Source organism: Bradyrhizobium sp. HKCCYLS3077, assembly GCF_051167555.1.
Lineage (GTDB): Bacteria > Pseudomonadota > Alphaproteobacteria > Rhizobiales > Xanthobacteraceae > Bradyrhizobium.
Genome location: NZ_JBNPTH010000002.1, coordinates 150,087 through 169,533, shown reverse-complemented (window position 1 = coordinate 169,533; position 19,447 = coordinate 150,087). Strand labels below are relative to the sequence as shown.

At 65.5% G+C, this 19,447-nt stretch carries 18 protein-coding genes; 11 read left to right on the top strand and 7 right to left on the bottom strand.

Annotated features, from left to right (window positions below):
• Positions 1-6: 6 nt before the first annotated feature.
• The gene (locus ACQR0Z_RS06790; protein ID WP_434918131.1) at positions 7-3,156 is read left to right on the top strand and encodes an efflux RND transporter permease subunit; all 3,150 of its coding nucleotides are present in this window, start codon (positions 7-9) and stop codon (positions 3,154-3,156) included.
• 4 nt (positions 3,157-3,160) lie between these two features.
• Here ACQR0Z_RS06790 and ACQR0Z_RS06785 read toward each other — a convergent pair whose 3' ends face one another.
• Positions 3,161-4,354, bottom strand: coding sequence for an MFS transporter (locus ACQR0Z_RS06785; protein ID WP_434918130.1), 1,194 nt, complete (start codon positions 4,352-4,354; stop codon positions 3,161-3,163).
• A 62-nt stretch (positions 4,355-4,416) separates the two neighbouring features.
• On the opposite strand from ACQR0Z_RS06785, the gene ACQR0Z_RS06780 reads away from it, so the two are divergent.
• From ACQR0Z_RS06780 to tnpC, 3 genes are all read left to right on the top strand, one after another.
• Positions 4,417-5,220, top strand: coding sequence for an AraC family transcriptional regulator (locus ACQR0Z_RS06780; RefSeq protein WP_434918129.1), 804 nt, complete (start codon positions 4,417-4,419; stop codon positions 5,218-5,220).
• Positions 5,221-5,347: 127 nt separating this feature from the next.
• Positions 5,348-6,697, top strand: a complete 1,350-nt coding sequence (locus tag ACQR0Z_RS06775; RefSeq protein WP_434918128.1) for a malonyl-CoA decarboxylase — start codon at positions 5,348-5,350, stop codon at positions 6,695-6,697.
• Positions 6,698-6,959: 262 nt separating this feature from the next.
• The gene (gene tnpC, locus ACQR0Z_RS06770; RefSeq protein ID WP_434918127.1) at positions 6,960-8,411 is read left to right on the top strand and encodes an IS66 family transposase; all 1,452 of its coding nucleotides are present in this window, start codon (positions 6,960-6,962) and stop codon (positions 8,409-8,411) included.
• A gap of 778 nt (positions 8,412-9,189) precedes the next feature.
• On the opposite strand, the gene ACQR0Z_RS06765 is transcribed toward tnpC, so the two are convergent.
• On the bottom strand, positions 9,190-9,600 hold the full coding sequence (locus ACQR0Z_RS06765; protein WP_434918126.1) for an SRPBCC family protein: 411 nt from the start codon (positions 9,598-9,600) through the stop codon (positions 9,190-9,192).
• Between the two features lie 128 nt (positions 9,601-9,728).
• On the opposite strand from ACQR0Z_RS06765, the gene ACQR0Z_RS06760 reads away from it, so the two are divergent.
• Positions 9,729-10,028: a hypothetical protein gene (locus tag ACQR0Z_RS06760; protein WP_434879554.1), complete on the top strand. Its 300-nt coding sequence runs from the start codon at positions 9,729-9,731 to the stop codon at positions 10,026-10,028.
• On the top strand, positions 10,025-10,657 hold the full coding sequence (locus ACQR0Z_RS06755) for a hypothetical protein (RefSeq protein WP_434918125.1): 633 nt from the start codon (positions 10,025-10,027) through the stop codon (positions 10,655-10,657). The genes ACQR0Z_RS06760 and ACQR0Z_RS06755 overlap by 4 nt, the downstream gene beginning before the upstream one ends.
• Before the next feature lie 159 nt (positions 10,658-10,816).
• Here ACQR0Z_RS06755 and ACQR0Z_RS06750 read toward each other — a convergent pair whose 3' ends face one another.
• From ACQR0Z_RS06750 to ACQR0Z_RS06735, 4 genes are all read right to left on the bottom strand, one after another.
• Positions 10,817-11,872 carry a hypothetical protein gene (locus tag ACQR0Z_RS06750; protein ID WP_434918124.1) on the bottom strand — a complete coding sequence of 352 codons (1,056 nt, stop codon included), beginning with the start codon at positions 11,870-11,872 and terminating at the stop codon, positions 10,817-10,819.
• A gap of 517 nt (positions 11,873-12,389) precedes the next feature.
• Positions 12,390-12,638 carry a DUF3297 family protein gene (locus ACQR0Z_RS06745; RefSeq protein ID WP_006614234.1) on the bottom strand — a complete coding sequence of 83 codons (249 nt, stop codon included), beginning with the start codon at positions 12,636-12,638 and terminating at the stop codon, positions 12,390-12,392.
• On the bottom strand, positions 12,635-13,111 hold the full coding sequence (locus ACQR0Z_RS06740; RefSeq protein ID WP_434918123.1) for a glutathione peroxidase: 477 nt from the start codon (positions 13,109-13,111) through the stop codon (positions 12,635-12,637). The genes ACQR0Z_RS06745 and ACQR0Z_RS06740 overlap by 4 nt, the downstream gene beginning before the upstream one ends.
• Positions 13,111-14,505, bottom strand: a complete 1,395-nt coding sequence (locus ACQR0Z_RS06735; RefSeq protein WP_434918122.1) for an amidase family protein — start codon at positions 14,503-14,505, stop codon at positions 13,111-13,113. Before ACQR0Z_RS06735 ends, ACQR0Z_RS06740 begins: the two co-directional genes overlap by 1 nt.
• Before the next feature lie 400 nt (positions 14,506-14,905).
• Here ACQR0Z_RS06735 and ACQR0Z_RS06730 point away from each other — a divergent pair, with 400 nt between their 5' ends.
• Both ACQR0Z_RS06730 and ACQR0Z_RS06725 read left to right on the top strand, forming a co-directional pair.
• The gene (locus tag ACQR0Z_RS06730) at positions 14,906-16,009 is read left to right on the top strand and encodes a lactonase family protein (protein WP_434918121.1); all 1,104 of its coding nucleotides are present in this window, start codon (positions 14,906-14,908) and stop codon (positions 16,007-16,009) included.
• 231 nt (positions 16,010-16,240) lie between these two features.
• On the top strand, positions 16,241-16,675 hold the full coding sequence (locus ACQR0Z_RS06725; protein WP_434918120.1) for a group III truncated hemoglobin: 435 nt from the start codon (positions 16,241-16,243) through the stop codon (positions 16,673-16,675).
• A gap of 33 nt (positions 16,676-16,708) precedes the next feature.
• On the opposite strand, the gene ACQR0Z_RS06720 is transcribed toward ACQR0Z_RS06725, so the two are convergent.
• The gene (locus tag ACQR0Z_RS06720) at positions 16,709-16,966 is read right to left on the bottom strand and encodes a DUF6894 family protein (protein ID WP_434862309.1); all 258 of its coding nucleotides are present in this window, start codon (positions 16,964-16,966) and stop codon (positions 16,709-16,711) included.
• 305 nt (positions 16,967-17,271) lie between these two features.
• Between ACQR0Z_RS06720 and pqqA the strand changes: the two genes are divergently transcribed.
• The 3 genes from pqqA to pqqC all read left to right on the top strand — a co-directional run bounded on the left by pqqA (position 17,272) and on the right by pqqC (position 19,295).
• Positions 17,272-17,352: a pyrroloquinoline quinone precursor peptide PqqA gene (pqqA, locus tag ACQR0Z_RS06715; protein WP_012029362.1), complete on the top strand. Its 81-nt coding sequence runs from the start codon at positions 17,272-17,274 to the stop codon at positions 17,350-17,352.
• A gap of 237 nt (positions 17,353-17,589) precedes the next feature.
• Positions 17,590-18,519: a pyrroloquinoline quinone biosynthesis protein PqqB gene (gene pqqB / locus ACQR0Z_RS06710; RefSeq protein ID WP_434918119.1), complete on the top strand. Its 930-nt coding sequence runs from the start codon at positions 17,590-17,592 to the stop codon at positions 18,517-18,519.
• 20 nt (positions 18,520-18,539) lie between these two features.
• Positions 18,540-19,295, top strand: coding sequence for a pyrroloquinoline-quinone synthase PqqC (gene pqqC / locus ACQR0Z_RS06705; RefSeq protein WP_434918708.1), 756 nt, complete (start codon positions 18,540-18,542; stop codon positions 19,293-19,295).
• The last annotated feature ends 152 nt before the right edge of the window (positions 19,296-19,447 follow it).

Here is a 19,447-nt window from a genome sequence, read left to right as displayed (position 1 = left end):
CCGGCCGTGATCTCCAAATTCTTCATCGAGCGCCCTGTCCTCTCCAACGTCATCGCGATCCTGATGATGCTGATCGGCGCGGTCGCGCTGTTCAATCTCGCCATCGCGCAATATCCCGAGGTGGTTCCGCCGACGGTGCAGGTCACCACACGGTATCCCGGCGCCAGCGCCAAGACCGTGGCCGACACCGTCGCGCTGCCGATCGAGCAGCAGGTCAACGGCGTCGACGGCATGCTGTACATGCAGTCCTACAGCGGCGCGGACGGCAGCTATTCGCTGACGGTCACGTTCAAGATCGGAACCGATCTGAACTTCGCGCAGGTGCTGGTCCAGAACCGCGTCTCCAGTGCGCTCGCGCAATTGCCGCAGGCGGTGCAGAACCAGGGCGTCACGGTGCAGAAGCGGTCCACGTCGATTCTGCTGTTCGTCACGCTGACCTCGCCTGAGGCCAAGTACGACAGCCTTTATCTGAGCAACTACGCGACCATCAACCTGAAGGACGAGCTGGCGCGGCTGCCCGGTGTCGGCAATGTCACCGTGTTCGGCGCGGGGCAGTATTCGATGCGGATCTGGCTCGATCCGAGCAAGCTGCAGGTCCGCAACCTGGTGCCGCAGGACGTGATCCAGGCGATACAGCAGCAGAGCCAGCAGGTCGCCGCCGGCCAGATCGGCGCACCGCCGGCGCCCTCCGGCCAGGCGTTCCAGTACACGCTCAACGTCGCCGGCCGGCTCGATGACGCCCGTGAGTTCGAGGACATCATCGTCAAGACCGGCAGCAATGGCGACGTCACGCGCGTGCGCGACGTCGGCTCGGTCGAGTTGGGCGCCCAGACCTACGGCCAGATGTTCTCGCTCAACGGCCAGCCCGCCGTCGGCATCGGCGTGTTCCAGTCGCCCGGCGCCAACGCGCTGGAGGTGGAGAAGGCGGTCGAGGCCAGGATGGCGCAGCTGGCGAAGACGTTCCCGCAAGGAATCCAGTACGACACGCCGTTCGACACCACCAAGTTCGTCAATGCCTCGATCCACGAGGTCTACAAGACCCTGATCGAGGCCGGCGTGCTGGTCTTGATCGTCATCCTGATCTTCCTGCAGGACTGGCGCGCCATGCTGGTGCCGACCACGACGGTGCCGGTCACGATCATCGGCGCGTTCGCGGCGATGGCGGCGCTCGGCTTCACCATCAATCTTTCGACCCTGTTCGCGATCGTGCTCGCGATCGGCATCGTGGTCGACGATGCCATCGTGGTGGTCGAGGGCGCCGCGCACAACATCGAGCGCGGCATGAACGGCCACGACGCGGCGATCCGCGCCATGGACCAATTGTTCGGACCGATCGTCGGCATCACGCTGGTGCTGATCGCGGTGTTCCTGCCGGCCGCCTTCCTGCCCGGCCTGACGGGCCGCATCTACGCGCAGTTCGCGCTGGTGATCGCGGCGACCGCCCTGCTCTCCGCGATCAACGCTGCCACCCTGAAGCCGACGCAATGCGCACTGTGGCTGCGGCCGCCGGTGCCGCTGGAGCAACGCAACATCCTCTACCGCGTCTTCAACAATCTCTATGCGCGGCTGGAGCGGCGCTACACCCATCTCATCGGGCGCTTGGTCAGGCATAGCAACGCCTCGGTCATCGTCGCGCTCGTCCTGATCGCGGCCGGCGGCTACGGGCTGTCGCGCGTGCCGACCGGCTTCCTGCCGATCGAGGACCAGGGCTACCTGATCGCCGCCGTGCAGCTGCCCGACGGCGCCTCGCTGGAGCGCACCCAGAAGGCCCTCGACAAGGTCGGCGCCATCGCCAAGGCGACGCCCGGCGTCGCCCAGGTCATCACCATCGCCGGCATCTCCGCACTCGACAACAGCGCCAGCCTCGCCAATGCAGGGGTCGCCTACATCATCCTCAAGGATTGGGAGGCGCGAGGCAAGGGCGAGGATCTGCGCTCGCTCGTCTATGGCCTCAACGACAAGCTTGCCGAGGTCATTGAAGCCCGCAGCCTCGTGCTGCCGCCGCCGCCCATCCAGGGCATCGGCAATGCCGCGGGCTTTGCCATGCAGGTCGAGCTGCGCGACGGCAACAGCGACTATGCCAAGCTGCAGGCGATGACCTCGGCGATCGTCGCCAGCGCCCAGAGCCAGAGCGCGCTGCAGCGCGTGCAGTCGCCGTTCCGCGCGATGGTGCCGCAGTTCGACGTCGAGATCGACCGGATCAAGACCCAGACCCTGCACGTCACCACCGACCAGGTGTTCTCGGCACTGTCGTCCTATCTCGGTGCCTCCTACGTCAACCAGTTCAACAAATTCGGCCGCGTGTTCCAGGTCTATGTTCAGGCCGATTCCGCGGCGCGGCTGACGCCGCGGCAGATCGAGAGCCTGATGGTGCGCAACCAGAGCGGCGACATGATCCCGCTCGGCACGGTCGCGACGGTCAAGCCCTCGGTCGGGCCATCCTTGATCAGCCTCTACAATCTCTATCCCTCCGCCGCGATCGTCGGCCTGCCCGCGCAGGGCTATTCCTCCGGCCAGTCGCTGAAGCTGATGGAGGAGATTGCGGCGAAGACCCTGCCACCGGGCGCGGGCTATGAATGGACCGCGATGTCCTATCAGGAGAAGGTCGTCTCCAATCAGATCTATCTCGCCTTCGCGCTCGCCCTCCTCCTCGTCTATCTCGTGCTCGCCGGCCAATATGAGAGCTGGTACGCGCCGGTCTCCGTCATCCTCGCGGTGCCGCTGTCGCTGCTCGGGCCGATGGCGGTGCTGACGGCGCTGAAGATCGACAACAATCTGTATGTCCAGATCGGGTTGATCCTGCTGATCGCGCTGTCGGCGAAGAACGCGATCCTGATCGTCGAGGTCGGGCTCGAGCTGCACGGCCGCGACGGCAAGCCGCTGATCGAGTCCGCGATCGAGGCGGCGCGGTCGCGGTTTCGGCCGATCCTGATGACGTCGTTCGCCTTCATCCTCGGCGTCGTGCCGCTGGTGCTCGCGACCGGGGCCGGCGCCAGCGCGCGCAAGTCGATCGGCATCACCGTATTCTCCGGCATGCTGGCCTCGACCTGCCTCGCGGTGCTGTTCGTGCCGGCGTTCTTCGTCGTCGTGCAGCGCTTCGAGAACTGGCGCGCGGCGCGCGAGGCGAAACCGGTGATCGCGCAGCCCGCGGAATGAGCCATCATTCGGCCGGCACCTCCCGCAACACCGGCCGCGCCGCCGGGAGCTCCGGCGGCAGGATGAGCGCGGCGATAACAGCGACCAGCGCCAGCGCGGCGAAAGCCTGCAGCATGGTGACGAAGCCGCCGTGCTCATACAGCCAGGCGACCAGGCCGACCGAGGCGCCGGCCGCGGTGAAGCCGACGAAATAGCGCACCGCATAGGCGCGCGAGCGCCATTCTTCGGCGGTGTATTTGCCGACCATGGCGTCATTGACGGTGACCTGCCCGAACGCGCCCATGACGATGCCGATCGAGGCCGCGATCAACGCCCAGTCGCGGGCGTCGGCGGCGAGATAGAGCAGCGGCGCCAGCACCAGCGATAGCGGCAGCGCGACGGCCTTCAGCGTATGGCGATCGAGCAGGCGCCCGATCGTGTACTGCGTCATCGCACCGAACACGTAGACACCGGCCGCGATCACGCCGAGCAGCGCCGGGCTTTGCGTCAGGCCCACGAGCCGCTCCGCGAACAGCTTGGGCAGCGCCACCGTGATCGCGTTGAAGGTCGTGGATATCGCGATCACCACCAGCAGCAGCGCCAGCACCACGCGCCACATCTGCTCGCGCGCGACGCGGGCCTGCGCCGCCGCCTGCTTTGATCCGCGCCGGTCCTCATGCGCGACCAGCATCGCGAAGGCCGCGCCGATGCCGATCGTGATCACCCCTGGCACGATGAAGGCGAAGCGCCAGCCGAGATATTGCCCGACCACGCCTGTCACCAGCGCCGAGGATGCGACGCCGAGATTGCCGAATACGCCGTTCAACCCCATGTCGCGGCCGAGCCGGTCGGCATAGGACACCAGCATCGCGGTTCCCACCGGGTGATAGATCGAGGCGAACAGGCCGATGGCGAACAGCGCCGCGCCGAGCTGCCATGGCGTCTGCACCAGGCCGACCGAGATCATCGACAGGCCGATGCCGAGATAGAAGATCAGCATCATGTGCCGCCGGCTCCAGCGGTCGCCGAGCCAGCCGGTCACGAGCGCGCCGGCGCCGAAGGCGATGAAACCCGGCGTCGCATAGGGCAACAGGTCCGCATAGGCCATGCCGAGCGCGGGGCCCATGATGATGACCGCGGCCGCGAAGATCAGCATCGCATAATGGTCGATGAAATGGGCCGCGTTGACGAAGCCGATGACGCGGCGGGGAGTGTTCATGGGCAGTTCCTCGATTCCCGAATAAATCGGTTATACTGGCTCGCCCCAACGAGAAGCCGCCAATGACCATCGTGGACACGCCATTGAAGCCGCTCGGCGCCGACCGGGTGACGACCGAGCCCGGCGTGCACCTGATCGCGCGCAGCTACCGCAAGGGCGCCCGGCTCGATCCGCACATGCACCGGGAGTCGCAGCTGATCTACGCCTCCGCCGGCACCATGCAGGTGACGACGCCGCAAGGCCGCTGGCTGGTGCCGCCGGACCGCGCGGTGTGGGTGCCGGCGCGGCATGCGCATGCGATCGACATGCTGGCCGACAGCGAGATGCGGACGCTGTATTTCGAGCTCGACTGGCTCGCGCGCGAGGCGCGCGGTCTCCGGCTCGATCGCGAATTCGTCGTGCACGTCTCGCCGCTGCTGCATCAGGCGATCCTCGCGCTGTTCGACGCCAGCAGCGGGCCCGAGCGCACCGCCCTGCTGGTGCGGCTCGCTCTGCTCGAATTGCGCCGCGCCGAGGATTCCTCGACCTTCATCCCACTTCCGCAGGACCCGCGCGCCCGGCGCGCCGCGCTGCTGGTGCTCGCCTCGCCCGCGAACGAGCAGGATCTCACGACCCTCGCGAGCGCCGTCGGCAGCTCGGCCCGCACCTTGTCGCGGCTGTTCGCGGCCGAGACGCGGCTGAGCTTCAAGGCGTGGTGCCAGCGCGCCCGCATCGCGGCGGCGATCGAGCGGTTGTCGACCGACCGTCACCTCTCCGTCAAGCAGCTCGCCGCCGATCTCGGCTATGCCAGCGTACCGGCATTCTCGCACGCCTTCCGGCAGATGACCGGCCGTACACCGACCGAATTCGCCGGCCAAAGCGAATGACGGCGCTGCCGCGCATGCGGGCAGCGACGGCGGCGTTGACGATTTGTTATGTTTGAATGTGGCCACCTTTGCCATAAATCCATGTAACATCACAGCCTGTCGCTTTGCGGGATTCGACCGAGACCAGATGGCCAACGCCTTTTTTACTGACCTGATCACCACCATTTCCGAACGCGGCCGGACACTGCTGCGCGGCGGCTCGCCTGCCGTCGACAAGCACGATGCGGCGAGCCTTGCCGAGCTGTGCGAGGCGCTGGTGTCCGGTGCCGGCGAGGCTTCGGGCACTGCCATGGCCCGCGACGTGCTCGACGGCTATCATGATCTCGACGCCGAGGGCCGCAAGGCGTTCTTCACCGCGCTGGTTCACGATTTCGGTCCCGACAATGCCAGGCTCACCAAGGCGATCGAGGCGTGGCGCGCGGCGCCGTCGGACGAAGGCGCGAGCGCGCTGCATTTCGCCTCGGAGCCGCGGCGGCAGGAGCTGATCCGCCGCCTCAACCGCGCGCCGGGCGGCACGCCCGAGCTGGTCGCGATGCGCACTGATCTCCTGGATCTCCTGAAGGCAAATCCGGAACTCGCCGCGCTCGATCGCGACATCGTGCATCTCTTGAGTTCGTGGTTCAACAGGGGGTTTCTGGTGCTGCGCAAGATCGACTGGTCGACGCCGGCGAACATCCTCGAGCAGATCATCCGCTACGAGGCGGTGCACGAGATCCACGACTGGGACGACCTCCGCCGCCGCATCGATCCGGTCGACCGCCGCTGCTACGCCTTCTTCCATCCGGCGATGCCCGATGCGCCGCTGATCTTCGTCGAGATCGCGCTGACCGAGACCATTCCCGGCGCCATCGCGCCGCTGCTCGCGGTGGATCGCGCGCCGGTGCCCGCCGATCGCGCTCGCACCGCGGTGTTCTATTCGATCTCCAACACCCAGCGCGGTCTCGGCGGCATCTCGTTCGGCAACTTCCTGATCAAGCAGGTTGTTGAGGAGCTCCGGCGCGAGCTGCCGAAGCTCGACACGTTCGTGACGCTGTCGCCGGTGCCGGGCTTCATGGGCTGGCTGAAATCCACCGAGGATGCGACCGAAGAGGATCGCAACGTGCTCAAGCTCCTCAACGAGCCCCGCTGGGTCGAGGACGCCACGATCACCGCCGAGCTCCGCACCGTGATCGAGCCGCTCGCCGCGCACTATTTCCTCAAGGCGCGGACGTCCAAGGGCAAGCTGATCGACCCCGTCGCCCGCTTCCACCTCGGCAACGGCGCAAGGCTCGAGCGCATCAATTGGCTGGGCGACCTCTCCGCCAAGGGCCAGCGCGAGTCGGCGACAGTGATGGTGAACTATCTCTACCGGCTCGAGGACATCGAAAAGAACCACGAGGCGTATGCGAACGAGGGCGAAGTGGTGGCCTCCAGCGCGGTGAAGAAGCTGCTGCGCGGCGAAGGCCGGCGGCTGCTGGATATGAGACTGTCGTCGTAGGGATGGCACGGACGCGTTCGATCGCGTCCGCTGTTGTCGCGCTGTTTTGAAGCTTAAGGTTCGATAGCTTAAGGTTCGATAGCTTATGGCTCGACAGCTGCTGGCTTGAGTCACGCTATCCACTCCAAACTCCGTCATTGCGAGCGAAGCGAAGCAATCCAGAGCCCCACGCGCCGCCCTGGATTGCTTCGCTTCGCGTAACTGCCCAGGTGTCCGTCTGTATCGCTTGACTGGCCACATGTGTTTGTGAGTCAAGGTATGGATGAAGCTGCCGTACGCTTTGTCCGTTGATTCGCTGCTGGTCCTGATCGGGGAGCTGCAGGGGCGCAACGCGCTGCTGGAACAGCAGAACGCGTTGCTGTTGACCCGTGTGGCCGATCTGGAGCGCCGACTTGGCCTGGATAGCTCCAACAGCAGCAAGCCGCCTTCGAGCGATGGGCCGGGCCAGGGTCCTCGCCGGACGCGCAGCCTTCGTGAGCGAGGGGTGAGGAAGCCCGGCGGCCAGCCTGGTCATCCCGGCAAACACCTGAAGCGGTCGGAACAGGTCGATCATACGATCATCCACCGGCCTGCCACGTGCGGACACTGCCAAGCCGCGCTGGGCGAGGAGCCGCTGGACCTTGTCGACCGCCGTCAGGTGTTCGATCTGCCGGCGCCGAGACCGCTGCTCGTCACGGAGCATCAGCGTTATCGCTGCAGATGCAGCGGCTGTGGCGCGGTCACGACGGGATCGTTTCCTCCGGAGGTCAGGGCGCCGGTGCAATATGGCGCACGATTGTCCGCCGTCGTGACGTATCTGTCGGCCGGACAGTTCCTGCCGGAAGATCGTTTGGGGCAAGTCCTTACCGATCTGTTTGGCGTGACCGTTTCGGCCGGCACGATTGGGCAGATGATCGCCCGTGCCGCCAGCCGGACGCAGGCCTTCGCCGCGGCGGTCTGCGAAGAGATCCGCCGGGCACCGGTCAAGCACCTGGATGAGACCGGGTTTTGGGTGGGTGCCACGCCGCAATGGCTGCATGTCGCAGGCACCGCCGGGAGCAATGGGCTGGTGCACTATCGCGTCTCCCGCAGGCGAGGTGAGGTGCTGACGCAAGCGGCGCATATCGTGATGCACGATCACTGGACATCCTACTTCCAGATGCCGGGCGTCACCCATGCGCTGTGCAATGCGCATCATCTGCGCGAGTTGACGGCGCTGGTCGACATCGATGGCGAGGCCTGGGCCCGGCGCATGCGCACCCTGCTTCGCAAGCTGTGCCACGAGGTCAATCTGGCGCTCGAGCGTCCAGCCGGCCAGACAGGTGCGCTGCCTCCCGACAAAATCCGTGCCGCCGAACGGCAGTATGACCGCATCATCCGCGACGGCATCGCTTGGCACAAGGCGCTTCCCGAGTTGCCTCGCAACGTCAAACGCGGGCGGATCAGACGGCGCACCGGCCATAATCTCCTGTTGCGCCTCGAGCTGCATAAAGCCGCCGTGCTGCTGTTCCTGCGCAACCCAGCCGTACCATTTACCAACAACGAGGCCGAGCGCGATGCTCGCATGATGAAGTTGCGGCAGAAGATCTCCGGCGGCTTTCGCACCTCACAAGGTGCCGACAATTTCGCAACGCTCCGAACCCTGATCGGCACCGCACGAAAGCGCGGATGGAACATGCTCGAAACATTGACCCTATGCCCAACACAGCTCATCCATACAATCCGCCTTGCTTGACAGAGCGGCGACCTGGGTAGTTACCGCTTCGCTCGCAATGACGCGTGGTGAGCTTGTGTGCTCCCACAACAACCACCACCGTCATCCCGGCGAACGCCGGGATCCATAGCCACAGGCCGCCGCTTGAGGCAGGCCAGTCGTTGGACCTCGCCAAGCCACAGCCGCCGCGGAGTATGGGTCCCGGATCGGCGCCGCGACGCGCCTTGCGCGTCACGGCTTGTCCGGGACGACGCTGTGGGAAAACCGCTTTCACATCTCAAACAGCTCGAAGGACGTGCGACCGCAGCCTCGCGGCGCATCACGCCCGAGTGCTGGATCGACAGGTCCCTCTGATCAAAGACAGAGGGCGCAGGGAAGACCGGGTGCTGGCCGCAACCCATGGCCCCCGTGCGTGAGAAAAAGCACGGGGCAGGAACCACAGGTACGACCGGTGCATTCCGGCCTTCCCTGCGCGATGGTTTTCACGGTGTCCTTCGTGCTCTCCCTGGGGATCGGGCTCTTTTGCCCCCATCGCCCGCGCGTGCCGCCAAGCAACAACGCAGACTTGACCTCAGCGTCGAGAGGCCAGGACCACACGACTTCTCCGTCCGCAGCGACGCCGGTCGTCCACCGTCGCCGCTACGGCCACCGCATCCCTGCCCCGACGTTCGTGACGACGCGTACGCCCCTCTGCGATGAGGCAGGATGCGTGCAGTATTGCTGATTTTCGGAATTTGTCAAGGGCAAAGATCCGGGCCGTTCACGACGCCCCCATCGGGGCGCCGCGCGCCCGGCACGCTCAGGACGCCTTCGCCTCCACGTGCCGTTTGAAATTGTCGAGAATGGCCTGCCAGCCCTGCTGTTGCATCTCGACCGGGTGCGTCGTTTCAGGATCGAAGACAACGCGAACGAGAACGCCGTTCGGACCGGTCTCGAAATGGACGTCCGCTTTCCGGTCGCCGAAGGCGTAGGCGATCAGCTTGTGCTCGACGATCTTCGTGTAGGTGCCGGCGAAGTCGAAGCCCATGCTGCCGTCCTTGGCTTCCATCCGCGAGGAGAAATCTCCGCCCTCCCGCAGGTCGACCGTGGCCTTGGTCGTATGCCAGTCGTCCGACGCAGCGTTCCACTTCACGATGTCGGCCGGCGTCGTATAGGCGCGCCAGACCTGATCGATCGGGGCTGCGACGGTGGTTTCGACGGTGATCCGCATGACCATTGCTCCTTGGTTCGATTTGACGGCTCGCTGCAGACGTGCAGGAGTTTGTGCTCGAAGGACGATACAGACTGGCAGGTCCCGACAGACCGTAGAACAAATCTTGCCTCCAGGGAGGCCGCAGGATGTCGATGGGACAAGCGATACGAGCGTCAGTCGTTGCCGCCACCGCGCTGATCGGCGGCGCGCTTGGGGCGGTCGGTCTCGGCTACGCGGCCTTGGCAGCCGGCTTCTTTGCTCTCAGTTTCGCGCCCAGGGGGATCCACAGCGACTGGAGCATGCTGGCGCTGTTGGGTGTCGTGGTTGGCATAGGCCTGGGCGGCCTCCTTGGAATTTGGGCGGGCGTGACGGCGGCGAAATTGTTGCTCCGGGAGAAGCAGACACCGGAACTCCGAGGGCATTCCGACACCGAGAGATATTCATGAGCACCTCAGCAGAGATTTCGAAACGCATATTCGAGCTGCTCTCGGAAGATGGCTTTCGGCAGCCTTCCCGCGGGATCTATGTCAAGCCATGGACCAACGCGTGGCGAGGATGGATCGGTGTGGACTCCGGACGTTACAGCTTGGGCCCGGTTGTCGGCGTCTTCAACGACGAATTCCTGAAGGCCAGCAGCGACGCGCTGAAGATGTCGGGTGCTCCATGGCGATACGGCAAGAATGGACCACCACTGATCATGATCAACCTGCAGCAACTTGCCGAACAGGACGCTGACAATCGGGCCAAGATTTCTTGGACTTATCGCGGCAAAGCGTTGGAGCCGAACGTTGCGGACGACATCGTTCACTGCATCCGGACCTGCGGGTACCCATACATTCAGGCGCACACCAACATTGAGGCCTTGTGGCGCGCAGCCGTGGCTGAAGGAAGGGCATCACCTGCCTTCGTGATGTATGTGCCGATCTTCCTCATCAAGCTCGGCCAGCTCGATACCCTTCGTCAATATGTCGCTGCCAACCGGGAGCGCCCTGTCAGCGCCGATCTTTCTGTCAGCTACCCGCAATATGTCGATGCGATGCTGAAAATCCATGGCATCGCACCGTTCGGATCGTAGCGTTGCGCCTAGGCGCCAACCGTTCGGGCCTCATGGTCCGAGACGCGCCGCGAGCGGCGCTCCTCACCATGAGGAGCGCCGCCGTCTCAGCGGATACGGACCTCGTCCTGAGGAGCGCGCCGAAGGCGGGCGTTTCGAAGAGCGGCCGTAGCGCAGGCTTTAGGCCGCGACTTGTTGCGGCCGCAGCCGCAGCACCGCTGCCGGCAGATTGGCCGTCAGCCAATCCGCGATCGCTCCCTGCTTCCGGTGATACGCCAGCCCCGCGGCCACCACCGCGACGCCGATCAGCGATAGCGCGAACGGGAACAGCAGCGAGTCCTTGAAGACGACGTCGGCGAGGTGGCCGAGATACATGGTGATGCCGATGGCGCCGAACACGGCGTAGGCGCGGCGGACGATGATGACGGCGATCGCGAGCAGGCCGACATTCATCAGGCAGTAGATCGCCTTGCCGAGCTCGGTGGCGCCGTCGGTGGCGCTGATGCCGCCCCAGAAGGCCATCAGGCCGAACAGATGCAGCCAGAAACCGAAGTCGCGGTTGTTGCTGGTGTAGTCGACGATCCAGGCCAGGCTGAGCATGCCCAGGCCGAACCAGATCGAGACGATGCGGCGCATCTCCCAATCGATGTGGCTGACATTGAAGATCCAGGGCGTGAGGTCCATCGACATGAACCACAAGGCGACCGAGATGACCGCATAGATGAAGGGCACGCGGTAGAAGCGCAGCGCGATCGCGCCCGCTGCGATGGTGGCGAGCTCCATGAACAGCCAGCTGCCCTTGATCCAGACATAGAAGTCCTGAACCGTGCCGGGCTTGCCGAACCTGCCCCACCAGCCGAGCTCGGCTTGAATGCCGTAGACGGCGAGCGGCGCCATGGACACGGCGATGGCGATCAAGAGGCCACCGGGGATACGCAGGCTGCGGCGCCAGAGGTGGTCGCCGGCGAAGCCGAAGGCTGCGGCATAGGCGAGCGCGCAGGCGGTCAAAGCGCGGCCGCCCATTTGCGAGAAGGCCACCGTCGAGAACAGGCCCATGGCGCCGATCACGATCAGCGCGCCGGCGTACCAGAGCAGATGCGCGGCATCGAATTTGGCGCGGGGCGTGTCGGTGGAGGGGGCGCGCTGGTGCAGGTAGGCCAGCAGGCGGTGCAGCTCGTCCGGGCTGATGGCGCCGGCGCTCGATGCGGCGCGGAGGTCGGTTTCGGAATAGGACATCGTCGTTACCTCGGGTGGTCCGCCGGCATTCGGGCACGGGTGGCCGGTCGCGCCAACGCTGCTCGCGTTGCGCGTCCCGGGCCGACGCCGGTGTGGCGGATAAGGGTGAGTGTAGCGGAACGTGAGCGGCGTTCAAGAAATATTTTGAGCGCTGCTCAAATACTTCCGAGGTCAGGGCTCAGTTCCCGCTCCCGCGCATCGGTTCCTGTCCGTGGGGCCGACGCCCGCGTCATTCCCCGCGCAGGCGGGGAATCCCGTACGCCGCGGCCTCTCGATCAATCACTGCCGCCTCTGGAATACTGGATCGTCCGCCTGCGCGGACGATGACAGATGGGGTGGAACGAGCTTTTTCCGCGTCATTGCGAGCGAAGCGAAGCAATCCAGAGTCCTTGCTCCGGCCCTGGATCGCGTCGCGGAGCCCGTCATCCGGCCGCGCTTCGCGCGGACCGGGTGGCTCGCGATGACGACCAACCGCGGCGCGAGGTCTGCGGCTAACGCTGTCGATGCCCCCCGCCCCTCAATCCTTGAAATACGGCTCCACCGGGCCGTGCACCTTGATGGTCAGCGGGTTGCCGTGGCGGTCCTTGGCGGTGCCGGCGGCGACGCGGATCCAGCCTTCGCTGATGCAGTATTCCTCGACATTGGTCTTCTCGGCGCCCTTGAAGCGGATGCCGACGTCGCGCGACAGGATCTCCGCGTTGTAATAGGGGCTCTTCGGATCGACCGAAAGGCGGTCGGGGAAGGTGAAGGTCTCGTTGTCGCTCACAGCAGTGCCTCGATCTCTTTCTTCAGCGCCTCGGGCGTGGTGGTCGGCGCATGGCGCGACACCACATGGCCAGCGCGATCGACCAGGAATTTGGTGAAATTCCATTTGATCGCCGAGCCCAGCAGGCCCGTCTTCTCGCCCTTCAGGAACTTGTACAGCGGGTGCGCGTGCGTGCCGTTGACGTCGATCTTCGCGAACAGCGGGAAGGTGACATCGTACTTCGACGAGCAGAACGCGCCGATCTCCTCGGCCGTGCCGGGCTCCTGGGCGCCGAACTGGTTACAGGGAAATCCGAGCACGGCAAAGCCCCTGTCAGCGTAGGCGCGGTGCAGCGCCTCGAGGCCGCGATATTGCGGCGTGAAGCCGCAGGCACTCGCCGTGTTGACGATCAGGAGCACCTGGCCCTCGAAGCGCTGCAGCGGCACCTCCTCGCCGGTCAGCGCGGCCGCGGTGAAATCGTAGATGCTCGCCATCAGCCGAGCACCGGGTCGATCGGCGACGGCGGCGTGCCGCCGGCCTCGATGGCTTCGCCCGCGGCGAGGCACATGTCCTCGCGAAAGCGCTGGCCGACGAGCTGCACGCCGACGGGGACGCGGCCGACCATGCCGGTCGAGACCACGAGGCCCGGCAGGCCGAAAAAGGGAATCGCGATCTGCGTCAGCTGGGCGTGCCAGACCTGCTTGAAGGAGTCCTCGTCCTTGCGGTCGAGCTGGTCGGCGAACGGCAGCATGCCCGACACCGGCATCAGCAGCAGCGGATGCTGCTCCATGAACAGGAGCCACTGCCGGGTCAGCGCGGCGCGACGCGCCAAGGTCGCCGAGAGGTCGAACGGATAAACCTTGTCACGGTTGCCGCGCAGGCAGGCGAGCGCGCCGGGGTCGCCTTCCTTCTCCGCGGCGGCGAGCTGCGCCTCGTAGCCGTCGCCGAGCCAGAGCCGGGTCTGCAGCAGCGCGGCCTCCTGCATCGGCGGGGTGTCCGCGATCTCCTCGACCGTCCAGCCGACGGCCTCGAGGCGCCTGGCGGCGTCGCGCAGCGCGGCGACCACTTCGGGCACCGGGTTCAGGCCGTCGGGATTGACGCAGAGCGTGACGCGCTTCGGCAACGGCGGTCCCTCGAGCGGCACCGGCATCCACCAGACATCGCGGACATCGCGCGCCGACATCGCCGCGAGCGCGATCCTGACGTCATTGACGGTGCGAGCGAGCGGGCCGGAGACGGCGCTGATCTGCGGGCCGATCGGACGCTCCGGCAGGCAGGTGTTGAAGGCGGGGATGCGGCCGACCGTCGGGCGCAGGCCGTGGATACCGCAGGCATAGGCGGGATAGCGCACCGAGCCGGCGATGTCGGTGCCGTGGCCGATATGGCCGATGCCCGCGGCGGTGGCCGAGCCGGCGCCGCCGGAGGAGCCGCCCGGGGTGATGCCGGGGTCGCGCGGGTTCTTGGTGTGGCCGTGGATGAGGTTGCTGGTGAACCAGCGATACGACACCGCCGGCGTATTGGTGCGGCCGAGCAGCACGGCGCCGGCCTTGACGAAATTGTTGACCACCGGGTTATGCGCCGACGCGATCGCGTCCTTCTGCAGGTTGAGACCGTTGGTGGTGGCGTAGCCCGTCTGATCGACATTGACCTTGATCGTGACAGGCACGCCGGCGAGCGGCCCCGGATCTTCGCCACGCGCGAGCCTGGCGTCGATGGCGTCGGCCTGCTGCAGCACGTCCTCGGGGCGGTGATCGATCACGGCGTTGATCGCGGGATTGACCGCGTCGAGCCGCGCCAGCGCCGATTTGGCGGCATCGCGCGCGGACACCTGTTTCGACTTGATGAGGGCGGCAAGGTCGGCAGCCGGCAGGCGCCAGAGATCGGTCATGGGGAGCTCCGTGATGGTCTCGCGTTCTTAGCGCGGCGGACAGAACGGAGAAAGCAGCGCATTGCGTGGTGGGCTATGCAAGAGCAGCCCCCTCGCCTGCGCCAGTCTCACCGTGCAGAACCGCGGGAGCGCTGGCGCCCGCGGCCGTCCTTCGAGACGCCCGCCTCCGGCGGGTTCCTCAGGACGAGGGTTGAGCTTGTGGCGAGCGCACGTCGCAGCGCGCCGCTGCTTCCCCTCATGGTGAGGAGCGCCGCTCGCGGCGCGTCTCGAACCACGAGGCCCCCAAAGCTCCCACGGGGATCAATACCCGTCCTGCATCGATCGATCCGGAAACAGGCTTGGTCAAGCCTGGCAATCGACTTTAAGAGCTGAAGCAACAACATCACAAAGGGGGAAACACATGATCAGAACGGGCACCATCATGGCCGCTACATTCGTCCTCGCCGCCGCGGCAACGCTGGCGCCGCGCGCGGGGCACGCCGAGACCTACGCCTATGTCGGCAATGCCGACAGCAACGACATCAGCGTGTTCAAGTTCGATGCTGCCTCCGGCGAGATGACGCTGGTGCAGACGGCCGCGTTCGTCGGCGTCGAGAAGCCGGGCGCGTCGACCCCGCTCGCGGTCAGCCCGGACAAGCGCGTGCTGATCGCGGGCGTTCGCTCGCAGCCCTTCCTGGCCGAGAGTTTTGCGATCGACGCCAAGACCGGCCAGCTCACGCATCTCGGCAACGGGCCGCTCGCCGACAGCATGGCCAACATCGCCTTCGACCGCACCGGCAAGGTGCTGTTCAGCGCCTCCTATGGCGGCAACAAGGTCGCGGCGAATCCGGTGCAAGCGAATGGCGTCGTCGCAGCAGCAAGCCAGGTGATCCCGACCGGGCTGAACGCGCATGCGTTCCTGCCCTCGCCCGACAACCGCTTCGTGTTCGCGACCAATCTCGGCTCTGACCAGGTGCTCGGCCTCGCCTTCGATGCCGCCGCGGGCACGCTGACGGCGAAGGAGGCGCTGACGGTGAAGACGCCGGAGAAGTCCGGCCCGCGGCACTTCATCTTCCACCCGAACGGCAAGTTCATCTATCTCCTGCACGAGCTCAACGCCGATCTCGCGGTGTATGCCTATGACGCCGACAAGGGCATCTGGAGCGAGCAGCAGCGCGTCACCACCCTGCCCCCTGGCTTCACCGGCAAGCCCTGGGCGGCCGATCTTCATGCGACGCCTGATGGCACCTTCCTCTACACGTCAGAGCGCGGCTCCAACACGCTGGCGGCGTTCAAGATCGAGGCGGCGAGCGGGCGCGTATCTCTCATCGGCAGCGTGCCAACCGAGACCCAGCCGCGCGGCTTCGCCATCGATCCCACGGGGCGCTATCTCGCCGCCGTCGGCGAGGTGTCGAACGGCATGACCGTGTACAAGATCGATCCGGCCAGCGGCGCGCTGGACAAGGTGAAGTCCTACGCGGTCGGCAAGAAGCCCAATTGGGTGGAGTTCGTCAGCTTGCCGTGAGCGGCGGGTGGAGAGAGCGAACTTGTGGCCATCCTTCGAGACGCGCGCCGGAGGCGCGCTCCTCAGGATGAGGGCGGAATATGCGGCGAGGATTGTTCTCCGCATTCCTCTCCGCACACCGGACTGTTTACCCTCATGGTGAGGAGCGCCGTCTTCGGCGCGTCTCGAACCATGAGGCCCCGCTGCGGCGCGGCATTCCCCAGGGCGTACTCAGTCCCTATATACGATGCCATGAGCATGCCCCCCGCCCAGCCTGAACGACATCCTCTCGCGGTTCAGAATCCGGAACTCGACGACGCCGCGATCCGCCGGCTGGTCGAGACGTTCTACGGCCGTGCGCGCGAGGACGCGCTGATCGGGCCGATCTTCAACCGCACGGTCGAGGATTGGGACGAGCATATCGGCAAGATCAGCGATTTCTGGTCGTCGATGTTCCTGAAGACAGGCCGCTACAGTGGCGCGCCGATGCGGCCGCATCTGTTGCTCGAATTGCACGGCCCGCATTTCGACCGCTGGCTGCAGCTGTTCGAGGCGACGGCGACGGACCTGTTCCCGCCCGAGCTCGCCGAGCTCTTCATCGTCCGCGCGCGGCGGATCGCCGACAGTTTCGAGATGGGAATCGCCAGCACGCGCGGCGAACTCGTGCGTCCTCGGCATTCCGTCTGAGGCCGCGTTCGATCAGCGGCCGTGCCGATGCGCTCAATGGCGTGTCATCGATTGCGCGCTCATGTTGAAGATCGCTTCCGAGAACGGAAACTCCAGCACGATCTCGCCGTCCTCGTCGGTGACCTCGATGACGGCCGTCATCAGCGCCGCGTTGCCGCCTTCGGTGCGCAGCAGTTCCTTGATCATGTCGCGTGCGACTTCCCAGGCGCGGTCGGGATTGCGCAGCACTTCGCCGTCGGTGTCGGAGACCAGTTCCTCGCCGATCCGTGTGTTGAAGAAATATCGGGGCATCGTCAGTTTCCAATGGGGTCGCGCGCTGGGGTTTTGAAGTCTCAAACGTCTCACAACTGCTTTATCCAGCCCATTCCGCCCCCAAATCTAAGGGCGGAACAGAACGGCCATGCGAAGCCATCGATCACGAATTCGTTGTTTTCGCGGCTCCTCCGGGCGAAAACGACAACAACTCGCGGGTGCGGCTTTGCACTGCAATAAACGGGCCTGAGAGGCTCAAACAAAAAGATTCCACTGGCGAACTTTTCGTAGAACGGTAGTTTAATTCGGAGGACGACAACCGTCCCGTCGTGAAGGAGAGGACAATGGCCTGGAAAGCTCCCAAGATTGTTGAAGTGCCGGTCGGCATGGAAATCAACATGTACGCTTGCGCCGCCCGCAAATAATTCGCGGGTGTGACGTCCAGGTCCCGCTGGGATCAAGTCCTGCTGGGATCGGGACGTCGACGCTTGAGGGTGGGGATCTGTGCTCGCGTCCGGGCACGCGCCCATGCGAAGTTCCCATACGAAGGTCCGATGTCCCACCCTCGTCGCTGTCCTGACCTGCCAATCCCCCGAGATTGCTCGTCATCCTGCCGCCGGTAATCGCGTGCGCCATCACAGCTGAATTCCAGGAGACGGCTCATGCTTCGCCTCGTCGTCCTGGGCGCCGCCGCGGGCGGCGGAGTCCCGCAGTGGAATTGCGGCTGCGCCGTGTGCCGCGCCGCGCGCACATCTCATCCCGAGATCCAGAACAGCCAGGCGTCGGTCGCCGTCAGCGCCGACGGCGCCAACTGGTTCCTGATCAACGCCTCGCCCGACCTGCGCCAGCAGGTGACGCGCACGCCGCAATTGCATCCAAAACCGGGCGCGCTGCGCCATAGCCCGATCGCCGGCGTGATCCTGACCAATGGCGAGATCGACGCCATCACCGGGCTGCTGTCGATGCGCGAGAGTTCGCCGTTTTCGATCCATGCGCACCCGAAGGTGCTTGCGATCCTCAAGTCCAACAACATCTTCGATGTGTTGAAGGAGGAGAACGTCAAGCGCGTGCCGATCGTGATCGACGTGCCGTTCCGCCCCACTCTGCAGGACGGCGCGCCGTCGGGCCTGGAGATCACGGCCTTCGCGGTGTCCGGCACCAGCGCCTGGTATCTGCGCGACAAGCAGCATCCCGGCGGCAGCGCCTCGGCCGGCGACACGCTGGGCCTGAGGATCGAGGACGTCGAGAGCGGGCAATATGCCTATGTCATCACGGCCTGCGCCGCTGTCGACTTTGACTTGAAAACGAGATTGAAGGGCGCGCCGCTGGTGCTGTTCGACGGCACGGTGTGGCGCGACGACGAGATGATCCAGGCCGGACTCGGCAACAAGACCGGGCAGAGCATGGGGCATATCGCGATGTCCGGAGACAGCGGCGCGATCAGGCAGCTGTCGGACCTCGGGATAGGCAGGAAGATCTTCCTGCACATCAACAACTCCAATCCGGCGTGGCTGCACGCCTCACCCGAGCGGCAAACGTTGGAACGCGAGGGATGGGAAATCCCCGCTGAAGGGATGGAGATCGTATTGTGAGTGAGGTCAATCTGAGCGGAATGACGGCGCTGTCGATCGGACGCGGCGTCACGCTGAACAATGCTGGGGAATTGGAAGCGGCGCTGCGCCACATCGGCGCGACGCGTTATCACAACCATCATCCGTTCCATAAGCTGCTGCACGGTGGCAAGCTGAACAAGGGCCAGGTGCAGGCCTGGGCGCTGAACCGCTACTACTACCAGTCGACGATCCCGCTGAAGGACGCGATGGTGATGACGCGCTTCCGCGACCGCGCCACGCGGCTGGAATGGCGGCACCGCATCGAGGATCATGACGGCGATGTCGGCAGCGAGGGCGGCATCGAGCGCTGGCTGAAGCTGACCGAGGGCCTCGGCCTCGACACGGCGTATGTCGAATCCACCGAAGGCATTCTGCCGGCGACGCGCTTCGCGGTGGAGGCCTATGTGCATTTCTGCCGCGACCGTTCGCCGCTCGAGGCGATCGCCTCGTCGCTGACCGAGCTGTTCGCGCCCGGGATTCACGAGGAGCGCATCTCGGGGATGCTGGAGCACTACGACTTCGTCAACAACGACACGATGAGCTACTTCAAGCGCCGCCTCACCCAGGCGCCGCGCGACGCCAACTTTGCGCTGCATTATGTCAAGGAGCATGCGACCACGCCCGAGCAGCGCGCCGCGGTGTGCAACGCGCTGATCTTCAAGACCAACGTGCTGTGGGTGCAGCTGGATGCGCTGTATCATGCGTATGTGGAGGGCCACATCCCGCCGGGCGCATTCGTGCCGAAGGAGAGGTAGCATGCGCGTTGTGGATCGCTGCTGCCGCCGCGCAAATGGTGCGCCCCCCTCCCCCTTGCGGGGAGGGGTCGGGGGTGGGGGTCCACACGGGCAGTCTTTGCTGGGACCCCCACCCCCAACCCCTCCCCGCAAGGGGGAGGGGAGTTGCACCG